Annotated in this window: 7 protein-coding genes and 1 pseudogene; 1 reads left to right on the top strand and 7 read right to left on the bottom strand. The window is 57.0% G+C overall.

The window, feature by feature from the left end; all coding sequences use genetic code 11:
• Window positions 1–2: 2 nt before the first annotated feature.
• From CK218_RS15280 to CK218_RS15245, 7 genes and pseudogenes are all read right to left on the bottom strand, one after another.
• Window positions 3–1,436: an aldehyde dehydrogenase family protein gene (locus CK218_RS15280; RefSeq protein WP_095828333.1), complete on the bottom strand. Its 1,434-nt coding sequence runs from the start codon at window positions 1,434–1,436 to the stop codon at window positions 3–5.
• Window positions 1,437–1,625: 189 nt separating this feature from the next.
• On the bottom strand, window positions 1,626–2,552 hold the full coding sequence (locus tag CK218_RS15275) for a LysR family transcriptional regulator (RefSeq protein WP_095828332.1): 927 nt from the start codon (window positions 2,550–2,552) through the stop codon (window positions 1,626–1,628).
• Between the two features lie 155 nt (window positions 2,553–2,707).
• Window positions 2,708–3,622 (bottom strand): annotated as a pseudogene (locus CK218_RS15270) (CoA ester lyase).
• 130 nt (window positions 3,623–3,752) lie between these two features.
• On the bottom strand, window positions 3,753–4,904 hold the full coding sequence (locus tag CK218_RS15265; RefSeq protein WP_095828240.1) for a CaiB/BaiF CoA-transferase family protein: 1,152 nt from the start codon (window positions 4,902–4,904) through the stop codon (window positions 3,753–3,755).
• A 13-nt stretch (window positions 4,905–4,917) separates the two neighbouring features.
• Window positions 4,918–6,171: a methylaspartate ammonia-lyase gene (locus CK218_RS15260; protein WP_095828331.1), complete on the bottom strand. Its 1,254-nt coding sequence runs from the start codon at window positions 6,169–6,171 to the stop codon at window positions 4,918–4,920.
• A 65-nt stretch (window positions 6,172–6,236) separates the two neighbouring features.
• The gene (locus CK218_RS15255; RefSeq protein ID WP_095828239.1) at window positions 6,237–7,232 is read right to left on the bottom strand and encodes a succinylglutamate desuccinylase/aspartoacylase family protein; all 996 of its coding nucleotides are present in this window, start codon (window positions 7,230–7,232) and stop codon (window positions 6,237–6,239) included.
• Between the two features lie 1,607 nt (window positions 7,233–8,839).
• Entirely contained in the window at window positions 8,840–10,015 is a 1,176-nt protein-coding gene (locus CK218_RS15245) for a Xaa-Pro peptidase family protein (protein WP_095828237.1), read from the bottom strand.
• A 2,063-nt stretch (window positions 10,016–12,078) separates the two neighbouring features.
• Here CK218_RS15245 and CK218_RS15240 point away from each other — a divergent pair.
• Window positions 12,079–13,314, top strand: coding sequence for an acetyl-CoA carboxylase biotin carboxylase subunit family protein (locus tag CK218_RS15240; RefSeq protein WP_095828236.1), 1,236 nt, complete (start codon window positions 12,079–12,081; stop codon window positions 13,312–13,314).
• Window positions 13,315–13,358 lie beyond the last annotated feature (44 nt).

Here is a 13,358-nt window from a genome sequence, read left to right as displayed (position 1 = left end):
ACTTATCCAAATGATCCGAGGCCATTTACCATTTTGAGGATTTGAAAGCTTCGCACCCCCTGCTCACCGCCCTCGTATCCATAGCCGCTTTGCTTGACGCCTCCATAAGGAGCGTCCGCGGAAACCCCTTTCAGGTAATTCACACTGACAGAGCCTGCCGAAAGGCCGTTGATCATCATCTGTTGCGCGTCGGCGGCGCCAGTGAACAAATACGCGGCCAGGCCGTAATCCGTCGCGTTGGCTTCCTCGATTGCCTCTTCGATGCCTTCGAATGGCGCCACCGTGAGGATCGGTCCGAAGGGCTCTTCATGAAGCACTCTAGCCTCCTTTGGCACGCCCGTCAGGATGGTTGGCGGCCAGTAAAAGCCCGGTCGGTCGAGGCGGGCGCCACCGGTCTCGATGCGGGCGCCGCGTTCGACCGCATCCTGGGTCAGGCGCTGCATGGCCTCGATACGCCTTGCGTTCGCCATCGGACCCATGTCCGTTGCAGCGTCGTCTGGTAGGCCGATCCTGATCCTGCTGACCGCCTCCGTTATCCGGTACAGAAATTCCTCGTAGAGTGGCCGTGCGACCAGGATCCTACTGGGCGCATTGCAGCTCTGGCCCGCGCACTCGAACTTGTATTCCAAAATAGCCGGTACGGCCTTTGCCAGATCCGCATCCTCACACACAATAACCGGCGAGTGTCCACCGAGTTCAAGGATGCAACGCTGCAAGTTATTCGCGGCAAGCGTGGCCAGCTGTTTTCCAACCGCGGTCGAACCCGTGAAGGTCAAGACCTTGACGATTGGCGAACTGAGCAGATGCCGCGATATATGCACCGGCACACCGAAGACCAGATTGACCACGCCCTCCGGGATGCCTGCTTGGCGCAAGGCTCCAACTATATGGACAGCCACGCTCGGTGTCTCTTCAGCCCCTTTGAGGATCACCGGGCAGCCTGCCGCCAGCGCGGGGCCGAGCTTGCGGGCGATGAGAACCGCCGGATAATTCCAGGGCGTAAAGGCAGCAACGACGCCGAGCGGCTCCGGGACGATCATCCGGTTCGGCCCCATCGGATTCGGGGCCGACAGCTCTTCGGCGTGCATGCCGTTCCATTCCAGTGTTTCGACGGCGCGCGCGTACTCGCCTGTCGCTTCGGCAATCGTCTTCCCCTGTTCGGCCGTCAGGTCCCTGGCTGCTGATTCAATCTTCGTCGCCAGGATTCTTGCGGCTGCTACCAGGATCTCGCCACGTTCTTTTGCAGGCCGTGAAGACCAAGCCTTGCGGGCGCGTTCTGCCGAAGCCAGGGCCTCATCCAGATCCGACACCGTCGCCGAGGCCACCGAGGCAAATACCTTCTCCGTTGCCGGATTAGTCACCGGCAATGTGGCTCTGCTACCGCCGGCCCGCCATTTGCCATTGATGAAGAGCTCGTGGCTCCTGGGGTCGGACATCGCGTGCTCCACTTGTGTGAATTCTAGCCATGCGAGTGCCGTTCGACGTTGAGACCGCAACTCGCTTGAGCCAATTTTCATCGCTACGGTCGCGGCGGGTCAAATATCGATTAGTGCCGAAATCCATCTGGAATCCAGATCGATCTAATCCAATGGCAAAAAAGGCCGTGTTTTATAGATCGACGGTCGTCAGGCCGCGTCAGGAGCCGCCGCTGCCCAGCCCCGGCTCTCAATTAATTCTCTGGCGACCTTGGGGATGAGCTTGCGGACCGCGGATACGGCCGCGGAACGCTCATCTTTAGGATTTACAGCAAGCACAACCGAGCGGGTAATCACCGGATCGACGATCTTGACGGTCCGCACCAGCCCTTGAGAGACTTCTTTCTGGACCGCGGACGGGGCCAGGATAGAATGGGCTTTTCCCTCTACGACCATGTTGATGATCGTTGAGAGCGAGTCCACTTCAAATTTGACATCCAAAGCGCAGCCGTGTTGTGCGACGACGTCAGCCACCGAGCGCCTGACGTTGTTATTGCGCATGGGAACCGCCAACGGGAACGCATGCAGGTTCACCAGACATATCGACTCCTCGAAAGGGGGCTCACTTGACGGCACCACCAGGCAGAGGTCTTCGCGCGCCAAGACTGTCATTCGACCCACACTGTCCGCGGTGCGGTAGAGAACTGCCAGATTGAAGCGTCCAGCAGACATCCACTCCTCAAGCGGTCCAGTCATGCCCTCGACCATCTTAAGGGAAACTTTGGGCAGTTCGTTTCTTACCGACTCAAGCAGCGGGCCGCTTAGGACTCGAGCAGCTCCAGACGGAATGCCAATAGTCACCTCCCCCGCCGGGGAAGCCGCTGAGTTGGTCAATTCCACCTCGGTAAGTCGAATTTCCCTGAGAATCGCCCGCGCCCGATCGAGGAGTTTGGCTCCCGACGCCGTGACACTCACGCCGGTCCTATCGCGTATCAGCAGCTGTGTGCCGAAGCCTTCCTCCAGTTGGCGCACGTGAAGGCTCAGCGCGCTCTGGGCGATATTAAGGAAAGCAGCGGCCTTCGTGAAGCTGCCTGCTTCAACCACGCCGACGAAATATCTTAGCTGCCTGATTTCCACGGGTACTCTTCCGATGGCCAACTCCAATTTATGTAATCTATCTCGAAATGCGATGGCTCGACAGCAATAATTATGCCGCGCTGCAGAGGCCCTGGGGCGAGGCAATTGGGGGCTTTTGTGATATCTCGCCCGGTTCTCATCAGTTGGCCAAGGTTTTAAACGTCGGGCTTGGCTTGCGGGCCGGAGGCGATGATTTCCTGGGCCCTTCGAATGACCGGTGCGTCGACCATCTTTCCGTCCAAGGCGAAAGCACCTCTGCCCCGGGCCGAGAAATCGGTTTGCGCCGCAACCACACGATGGGCCCACTCGAGTTCTTGTGCGCTTGGCGAGAATGCCTCATTGAATACGGCCACTTGTGTCGGATGGATTGCGAAGGCTCCGACAAAGCCAAGCCGCCGCGCACGCGTCGCGGCTTCACGAAGTTTATCGCTATCGGAGAACTCGCCGATGCTCCCTACGAAGCCCAGCGGGAGCAAACCGGCCGCACGGGCGGCAAACAAAACAGAAAGGTTCGGCGCCAACAGAAGGTCGGACTCAGGGGAGCCGCCGACGGCGGCACTGAAGTCTTCGGGACCGAGCGTCATTGCGACCATCCTGGGATGTGCCAGCGCAATGGCCGCGAGCCTTTGCAAGGCGCCTGGGGTCTCGATCTGGGCAAGGAGCCGGATGCGTCCCAGCGGAAGACTTCTTTCCCGTTCAAGTTCTGAAACTGCATTGGCGATCTCTCATACCCACTCTGCCGAGTCCGTCTTCGGAAGAACAAGCGCGTCAACACCCGCTATCACTGCTGCATCAAGATCGGCCGCCAAAGCGCGCAACCCATGATTAACGCGGACTAAAACAGATGCGCCTTTCCGGCCCACCTTGGCCACGCATTCAGGAACCTGCCGCCGTGCTTCTCCCTTCTGATCCTGGGGAACGGAATCCTCGAGGTCCAGTATGACGCCATCCGCACCCCGCTCGTGGGCCATCTCCACAAAACGCGGTACGTGAGTGGGTACGAAGAGCAGGGATCTCCAACGTGGTACAGACACCGCGGTTTCAACTGACGGCAGGGTGTCCGCGATCATGGACTCACCTCTTCAATCAATCTTAGCGAGCGTGACGGCAGTGGGCTTGCTGGATGGCCGACGCGCTGAGATGATCCGAGGTGCACAGGCTCGCAAACCGCGAGCGCACTCCCCATACTCAGACGCGCGCTCACGCTGACGCGGCTCTGTCGCGCAAAAGCCCCAGAACCTCCTCTCGGACAGCCTCAGTATGAGCGCCAAGAGCCGGAACTGGCCGTAGCGAGGGCTGCTCATAATTGAAAATTGCCGCCGGCGCGATCGTCTCGACGCTTCCTTCAGGCGTGCCAATCTCGACTCTGCGGACATGTGGATGTTTTGAAACATCCGCCACCTCGCTCAGTCGGCCATATGCCAGACCGGCCGCCTCAAGCTCCTGCATTGCTCCCTGGCATGATAGTTCAGAGAACCGCCGTTCAATGATCGCATCAAGTTGCGCACGGTGACTGAGGCGCTCCATGTTATCTGCAAAACCAAGTGCGCGTGTAAGTTCCGGCTGCTTGAGGAACTTCTCGCAAAAACTCACCCATTCGCGGTCATTCTGAACCGAAAAGATGACGTCCTTACCATCGGCACAACGATAGGCGCCATATGGCGCCAGAGACGGGTGTTTAACACCGGCGCGTTCCGTGTGGTAGTCGCTATAGTCGTTTTGCAGAACCGGAACATTCATCCAGTCAGCGACAGCATCGAACAGGGACACCTGAATGCTGGTCCCTTCGCCGGTGACCTCGCGGTGATACATCGCCTGAAGAATGGCGCTGTGCGCTGTCATGCCCGCTGAGATGTCACAGACCGAGACGCCGACACGTGCGGGCCCTTGTTGGTTGCCGGTGATCGCACATAGACCTGTTTCAGCCTGGACGATGAGATCATAGGCCTTCAAGTGTGAATAGGGCCCTTTGTCACCGAAACCCGAGATGTCACAGGTTATCAGGCGCGGAAATCGGCGACGGAGATCAGCAGACCCGAAACCGAGTTTTTCGATGCTGCCCGGCTTCAGATTCTGGATAAAGACGTCAGCAGCGGCAATGAGCGTGTCCAGGACGGCGCGATCCGCCTCCAACCTCAGGTCCAGACAGACCGACTCTTTACCCCGGTTGAGCCAAACGAAGTAAGCGCTCTGTCCACGCACCAAGTTGTCGTAGCTTCGGGCAAAGTCCCCTTCAGGCCGTTCAATCTTGATCACTCGCGCGCCGGCATCCGCGAGCCTAGACGACGCGTAAGGCGCGGCCACGGCCTGCTCCACGGCTACGACGGTGATCCCCTCAAGAGAGTTCTGCATGCGCCACCGTGTTTCATCCAACGTTTTCGTTTTGAGCCCGACGCCGGTTCAGCATCGCCAGCAACCGGTTTTGTTCATTACCAACAATTGAGAATGCCTCGTCGACACCCATACCGGGCTTTGCAAGCATCATGTCGGCCTGGGTTGCCACTGATACGTGGACAGAAGCCTGGGCGGAGAGATCTGTCTCGGTACAGCTTCCTCCAACATATGCCCCTACTCCATTCTCCTTACAGAGGAGAACGGCACGCGCCGTATCGGCCATTGAGCCGACATCGGGCGTCTTGATCTGGACCAGATGCGTCGCTTTGGCTTCGGCAAAGAGCCGTATATCTTCGAGCGTGTTGCACCTCTCGTCCACGACGATGCGAGCGCTCGAACCCCGATTGTCCAAAATCGATACGATCCGGGCATAGTTATCAATTTGAGCTTGTGTGGAACCAAAGTCCGCCGGGCACTCGATGTTCAGCGCAAAACCTGGAACGGCCTCCGCGACGCTGCAGATAAAGTCGGCGATCCGTTGCGGCTCCAGGCCAATTTCTAGGCCGATCCAGCCATACACATCGAAATGCAGCACCGGCTGATACCCAGGGGGGCCGAGGTGGCGCGTGCGCGTTGCAACCCACTTGACAAAGTCAAGGAACGTATGGCCGCCTTGGCCGAATTTCTGCTGTGAATTGATCAGGCCATGGGGAAGCACATCCACCGCCTTCAGGATCATCTTGTCGACATTAAATTCACGAGCGTCACCGCTCTGGCAATAAATCGGTACCCGGCACCTCGGCAGCTGCAAATCAAACTCCGCGCATATGATCTCCGCCATCGTCTTACGCAGAAGATGGGCTGCTGCTCGAAGAAGCGCTTGGCTGATGCCATACTCTACAGCCAGAGGTAGCCTCCGATGTTCGACGGGCTGAAAACACTTCGTGCAAGAATCACGAAACCGAGAGGCATCAACATCAAAAAGCCGGGATACGACAACGCGTGACGTTAAATCTGAGATTTGCTTTGTGTCGAACAGAGGATCGCGTCCACCGGCACCTGAATACTGCACGTTCATCATGTCGCCCCAAACGACCGTGTCGTCGGTAAGGACAAGTCCAACACCGAGCGAAGATGCTGGAATGCGAATCGACTTGAACCCAGGCGTTGCGGGCGCGCCAACATAGATGAAACCGTCCTGGGTTGCGCCGGAGCTAATGGCAGCTTGATCATCATAGAAGAATGCGCCGTTGCCCGGGGCAAGGAGGACGTCTTTGATCTGCAATTCAGTCACTCTGTTCATTTTGAGGCGGTTAAATGGCTCGCGAGGCGCTCACCTGCACCTGATTCTCAAGTCTTCAGCGGTCGCGCAACGAGTGCTACGCCTTCGTTGACGTCGACATGCCCCCCCGATCGGATGGCGAAGACGATGGATGTTCCAGGCGCGCGGATATCAATGGACTCGACAGACAGCGAATCCATCGCATGCAGGATGCCTATGAGATCTCCCTGTTTGACCTCATCAAACACCGAGCAGCGAGGTTCGAAGATCCCGGATGCAGCCGATTTCAACTCGTCGGAAGGATGTGTCTCGAGTGTATGGCCGAACTTCTGTTGACGGAACGTTGGATACTCGGCTTTACCCAGGACCATCCCGAGCGCGATGAGCGCGTTGCGTACGCCAGCCTCGTAGATCGCGAGGTTGTCCGCGCCGACCGTGCCGCCGCCGAACTCAGCGCAAACGAACACTTTGCCCTGACTATGCGCCCAAGTGTCGAACATTCCAAGCGTGTCGTCGTGATCCCAGAGCAACGTCACGGGTAATTTGAATGCCGCTGCCATTTGGAGCGTCTTGGCCATGAGGCCGGCGTCAGCAATGGGATGCGTCGTACCCGCCGGTGGGAAATCCCACGTTCGCCCGAAGCTGTGTAGATCAAATACCGTATCAGCCGTTGGCAGCAACAGACGCGAAACTGCATCCGCGATTCGTTCAGTTACTGACCCGTCGGCGCGGCCCGGAAAGACTCGATTGAGATTCAAGCCGTCTATCGGGGTGTTACGGGTCCAAGCCTGCACGGCCGGCGGATTGAGTACTGGTAAGATGACGACCCTTCCACATGTTTGCCTTTCTGGCAGCCACTCAACCATCCGTCGAGCCACTATTGGCCCTTCCGATTCATCGCCATGACATCCGCCAGTAATAAGGAGGCGCGGCCCTTCCCCTTTATTAAGGCTAAAGACCGGAAGCGAAAGAGCTTCGCAGTCCGCCCCTTTGGGGACAACAAGATGTCCTGTGCTCACCCCGGGCGTGTCAAGGTCAAACGTAACGTGGGGCGCTTCGCTCATTGGTCAAGATCCTTATTGGACAGAAATTGCTTCATTACTCCTCCGCATACCGTGCGACCGCCTGCGCGCGAAGCTCGACAACAGTTGGCGAGTTACATGTGCTTGGTTGAGAGCCAGTTGACGCTTGTCCTTCTTGAGCCTTCAGCTGTTCGAACGCCGCTGAGCGCAGCGCACACTCGCAATAGCCCCTCGTCTCCTCCGCTTCCCGCCTGCGTTGCGATTGTCTTGTTGAGTGGTTTATTAATGGAGTTTCAATCGACGGAGGCCGTGCGTCAAATCCAGTGTGTGTATTAAGGCCATCTGGTTCCAAGATAGGCGCAGGCCGGTATTAGACCGAAATGTCGCCCGGGACACCCGGTCTGGCGTGCGCAGCAGCTCATCGTCTCGTCATGGGTAGGAATATAGACATAGCATTTTGCACTGTCCTAGGCAGCAGGAAATCCCGTCATCCCAAGCACGTGACGTATTTTCCATGCATCCATTGTTCGTATGTGACGTTCTGTTGGGCGAATGCCTGCTGAAGGTCGGTGCTCAAGTCGCGGGGTTTCGGAGCAGGCGCTGAGCGCTCGGGCTCGATCGCCACCACGTGATAGACAGCACGATTAGCGAAAGGAGGGGCATGAGTATTAGTAGCGACGACACTGCTGCAATGGTCGGGTCGATCTGATGGGGGAATGTCCTCCCGCATCTTCAGCGGAAGGTGCCGATCGCGGGATCCGCCTACCAGCGATGTAACGACGCCTCATCGAATGAACTGAGGAACGTGAACACGGCATCCCCATTACGCCTGGCCTGATTAGCGGTAGCGTTACCCTCACAAAGTCTGGAATGGCCCAGCTCGCATGCTCTTCGCCGCCTACTCCAGCCGCTGGTCAACCGCGACGAAGTGTGAGTGACAGGGCTTTGACCGCTGCAACCGCCCCATACATTTCGCTGCGAAATTCATTTTGCGCAGGAACCCAACTTTTCCCTAATGCTTCTTCCTCGGCGGTTGGCGGTGTGGTGCTTTTAATATTCAAGGTCACAATTGATACCCAGCACGACAGCGAGGAATTGCTTCCAAGAAGCGAGAGCGTCGGTCAATGCGGCTCCAGCGAAATTTTCAGAAGCCAGCAAATCGACCGCCATGGTCGGCGCCGACTTCGCAACAGACTCTGTTGATCGGTGGCAGAACCTACTCGTTCCAACGCTGGGTAAGCCGCTCGACGTTTGTCACGCCGTCTGACCCCATCTCAGCGTGCCACTTTGAATCGTGCTGTATGCTAGACGCCAAGTAGTCTGGGTGGCTAGCGAATTTTCGTCCCAGCTTTTGGTATAAGTTTACCTCATTCCGGTTCGCTGGCCCGCAAGGCATCAGTTGCGCAAAAGGTGCCTGCCTATCAGCACTGGTGATGAAGAATTCAATGAACCTCTGTGCGTTCTGCCCATTCGGGCTGCCCTCCGGGATGCCCAGCCTTCCCAAGTCAGCAGATTCGATTGAAGCGATCCTTCATCCCGCAATATAGTTGGCCAGCAGGCATGTACCATGCTGCTTGAAGCAATATCGACTGAATATCCCAAACCAGCCACTCCCGGCTGCCCAGTCATGCAGCACGCGATTTGCCAATTCATGCGCGATGGAGCGTGTACGGTATGCTGCTCAGTAATTCGGCGCCACGCTCTGAAACCAAGACGTGGGCGCCAGCCCCGAACAAATAGCCGTTTTCGCTGCACAAAATATTTGGGATGTGCAGGGTCATCCCGGCTGTCAGGAGATCCTCCGCGCCCGGCTCTAAGCTCAGGTCCCCGCGTTCGGTCCAATTAATGCCGGTTTGATATCCGCTTCGTTGGCGAAACACTCCTTGGCGCCCAGATTGCTTCAGCACCTCGCGGCCGGTAAGGTCCACTGCCCCTGCGGTCATACCCGGCTTGATCGCGGCAACGACGGCCTCGATGACCTCCTCGGCTAGGGCATGCAGCGATTCGGCCTCAGGATGCCGGCCAAGCACAGCACACCGAACCATCCCCGCGGTGTAACCGTGCTTCGACGCGCCGATTTCCAAAAAGGCGGGCTCATTTTTAGCAATTGGATGCTGCATTGGGAAGCCGTGCGGCAACTTCGTCCGCTCACCGAACAGAATGGTGACTGGCGCCAACCCAACGTCACCGCCAGAGTTGCTGGGATCTCGCTTGATCGCCATCGCCATTGTTTCCGCGATTTCCAGTTCGGTAACGTTTTCGCGCAGCGAGTTCTGGAAGGTTCGCACCGCTAGGTCAGTCATGCGCATTGCGTCGCGCATGCACTCTAGCTCTAGCTCGCTCTTCACCGCCGCCACTGAAGAAACCAAGCGTGTCGCATCGCAGATATTCAAATCGGAAAGCTGCGCTTGGAGTTCACTGACGTCAGCCGGCGCAAGGTTCCAGCAGCCAAGCTCAAAGCCGACCCGCTTGTTCTGCAGTCCGTATCGACGAAAGACATCGGCGCAAACCTTGCCAAAATCGTGCTGTTGCGTATACGCAACGATCTCGTCAATGCAACTATACGCACGAACTGCCTGCTCGTCGTATTCTCGAACGACGTATGTAGCAGGCCGACCCGGCATTAAGATCAACGGAAAGGGGCCGAAATACCCACCACTTCCATCATATCCGCTAAGGTATCGAAGATGCCCGTGGCTAGTCACCACAAGTGCATCTAATCTGGCGGCCTCCACTGCCGCCAGAACCCTATGCTGCCGGCGCTCGTACTCTGATCTCGGGAAGGGGACACCTGTCAGAGGAATCGCTGGGCGTATCGTCGCCATATTTCACCCCAATTCTTTGTCACCGGACCGAAGTTCAAATCTGTCGCCGCTGCGGGTTTTTCTCAGAAAAAGCCGCCCCACGGTCTGCGTCAAATACAGTTTTTATATTGCGGCCATCAGTCTGCAAGATGCAGCCGGCGGCGGGGTGCAGCTGTTAGGATCAGAGCGACGAGTATAGTCGAGAACTACACGAGACGCGGTACGCATGTACCTAATCTACCGGATCCGCCAGCCTCCCAGGCGCGTAACCACAATGCACCCGGGCCAAAATCGAATTGCCCTTCCGGTCCACCTTCGCCACGGATCCAGAAAGCTGCCGCCGTGCCCCGCCCTCGTGATCCTGAGGACCGAGTCCCTGAGGGTCGAGTACGACGCCACTGCACGGGACGGACCACCCCACAATGCGGGAAACCTGAGACAGGGAGTGAGCCTGCTGGGTGGCCGATGCACTGAGATGACCCACGGTGCTGCCTCCCAGCCCGAAAAATCCCGCTGCCTTGCCAAAAGAACGAAGCTCTCAATGTCTGGAATTGTCTATGTATATGCCACCATGACCCTTTATAAAATAGCGCCCTCTTTACTCTGCGCCAGTTCCGACTAACTAAAATCATACTTCGACGCTTTTACATCCCACACCGCCTGCGATAGACGAGCCCACTTACTATTTTACTTGCGCATTGCTCAAATCTACAAGTTCTTTGATAAAAGATGCGCATACAGGTCAGGGACGTCAAGTGGGATATTTGTAAAGTTTTTCGCACCTTTTTTAAATATGTTTGCTATATTCATTGACCTTGGAGCATCCTCGTCTAAACCGATTTCACGGGTTCGGGCGAAGGCCTTGAACATATGGGTTGCTTATCGCTCCGGCGGGGCAAGCTGATCCCGTGTTGGCGCGCGCTCATCTGCCGGATCGCTCTGGCACGCGTTAGAAACGGCAGCGAAAGCAGATGGTGGCGTGACCGCCCGGATCATCGGCGGAAACGTGATTGCGGCGCTGACAATCGCGCGAAATCCACTCCTTGCAAGGGTCTACTCGCCGTCCAGAGGATCCTGCGTAAACCACGCTCAAATTCGTTGCAGCCCCAACGTCAGCAATAGCGCCTCAAGCAACCCGACACCCCATGTTGCTTTGTCGGGTACGCAACACAAACTGCCCGATCTGGTTGGTCTCACGGGCAAATTGCTGAAAGGATCACAGATCGTGGCCCGACCAGCCAAAGTGGCACGAGCTTTGCTGCGCTGGTCGCGAGCCGGTGGAACCTGCCGACTTTGCAACACGTCGAACATTGATATCGATCGAAGGAAAGAAACATGCATCAGCGTCGGGACTTTCTCTACGGAAGCGGCACAGCAGAACGGCGATGCCCCGGCTCACAACGGACCAACTGCGTCTGACTGTCTGCTTCTGCTGGCGCAAGGTGACCGGATCTCGGTTGTACATGTCAATGCTCGTTTAAAGCCACCACTCGATCTCGCGCAGTACACAGTCACTCCATGTCCATGGGACCGCGATCGGCAAGGCCAGAAATTTCCCGAGTCGACCCAATCCCTGACAGACCGCTCGCGGGGCGAAGGCATTCGCCACAGGATCGCAGCGGATAATTCCCTGGCTCCGAAGGGATTGTAACGAGTGCGCGGCGACGGTTGAGCTCGGCAAACCGTGCTAAACTAAGACCAGCAGGCCCCATGTTTAGCCTCCAAGAGGAGATGCCGGAAGGTGCGAACTGCGGCCGCAATTTTTGTGGGTAGGCGACAGCCGCGACCGGCGCGGTGGCAAAGTGAGGTCGCCAAAACATCGCTATCCACCTCCTCATAGGATCCGAACAGTTGCCAGTTCGATCGCCGCCGGCGGGCTTCACTTTAGCCTGTAAAATGTGAGATCGATTCATAGCTGCAGGTCAACGTTGCACTACTATCGACGTTCAACAGGTCCTTCAAAAAAGCTTCACAAAATGTTTGAGACGACGGAGCTTTGACATTGGTACCTTCACCGCAGAGCCTGAGGTCAGGGACAGCTGAAAAGCTGAATGGGTAAGTACACAAGTTGGAGGAAACAGCCGATGGGTAGAAAGGCTCTCATCCTGGTGGAAGGCCACGCAAGGGATAATGGTCTGCGATACGTCAAAGCGGCCCAGCGTCTTGGTCTTCATCCGATCACGCTGGCGTCTAATCCAACAGATTACGGCTATCTTGCTTCGGAAAGGAGTGCGGCCATTCGCGTCGATACGAGCAATCTCGATGCGCTGATCCGCACATGTTCCCAACTGCGTCAAAGCTATGACGTTGCTGGCATTACCGGCTTTTCGGGCATCGACGAGTCCGTCTATGCGACAGTTGGCAAGCTCTGCCGATATTTCGATCTTCAGGGACCGAACCCCGCATTCATCGAACGATGCTGTGACAAATTCTTTCAACGTCAGCTTCTCGCGGACGGCGGGGTTCCAGTACCTGCTTACCGTCTGGCGACGAATGCGACGGACGTAGAACGCTCTGCCGCGGAGATCGGCTACCCCGTCATCGTTAAGCCGGCCGTAGGCAGCGGTAGCATCGGAGTCCGATTGTGCTGCACGTTCAGTGAGTTAGCCGAGCATACAACCCATCTGTTGGGCGGCAAACACGTTTGGCCGTCTTCGCCGAGAATACTGGTCGAAGAGTTCGTACTAGGTCCCTTTTATAGCGTCGAGATAATGGGAAATGAGGTTATCGGGACTGTCGCCGTTGACTTCAGCCCCCCACCGCATTTCGTGTTCCATAAGACGACCTTTCCGGCCCCGCTAGCTGATGACGATCATGAGCGCATAGCCCATCTATCCCTGAGTAGTTTGCGAGCTCTCGGCCTTGGCTGGGGGCCAACGAACATGGAATTCCGGTGGACGAAGCGTGGCCCAGTCGTCATCGAAATCAATCCGCGCCTTGCTGGCGCGCTGGAGCCCCAACTGGTCCAACTGGCTAGTGGTGTCGACCTCATCACCGAGCACATCAAGCTTGTCATTGGCGAGGAATGCGATTTGCGCAGAAGCCATTCGCAAACTGCGGCCGCTCGGTTCCTAGTTCCTGATCGCGATGGCATCCTCGATTGGATCGATGGCGTCAGTCGGGCGGCTGCTGTGCCAGGTGTTGCCGAAGTCAAATTGTATATTCAACCCGAGACGCCGATCGTCAGGAAAGGGGATTTCCGAGATTGGATCGGACATATCATCGCCGTTTCACCCAGCCTTGCTCAGACCGAGACAATACTTGAACGTGCCGTCGCCTTGATTGATTGGTCGATTACACCACTTCCGGCCCTTGGCTAACAGGACTAATATATGGCCCTCAACTCCACAACCAGCTGAGGTGG

Origin of the sequence: Mesorhizobium sp. WSM3879 (assembly GCF_002294915.1) — a bacterium.
In the GTDB taxonomy this organism is placed as follows: Bacteria; Pseudomonadota; Alphaproteobacteria; order Rhizobiales; family Rhizobiaceae; genus Mesorhizobium.
This window is presented reverse-complemented; position numbering and strand designations above follow the sequence as displayed.

Excerpts from the sequence above, each read along its gene's own strand:
- CK218_RS15255 (WP_095828239.1), bottom strand. The coding sequence starts at position 7,232 with ATGAGCGAAGCGCCCCACGTTACGTTTGACCTTGACACGCCCGGGGTG.
- CK218_RS15265 (WP_095828240.1), bottom strand. The coding sequence starts at position 4,904 with ATGCAGAACTCTCTTGAGGGGATCACCGTCGTAGCCGTGGAGCAGGCC.
- CK218_RS15240 (WP_095828236.1), top strand. The coding sequence starts at position 12,079 with ATGGGTAGAAAGGCTCTCATCCTGGTGGAAGGCCACGCAAGGGATAAT.
- CK218_RS15245 (WP_095828237.1), bottom strand. The coding sequence starts at position 10,015 with ATGGCGACGATACGCCCAGCGATTCCTCTGACAGGTGTCCCCTTCCCG.
- CK218_RS15280 (WP_095828333.1), bottom strand. The coding sequence starts at position 1,436 with ATGTCCGACCCCAGGAGCCACGAGCTCTTCATCAATGGCAAATGGCGG.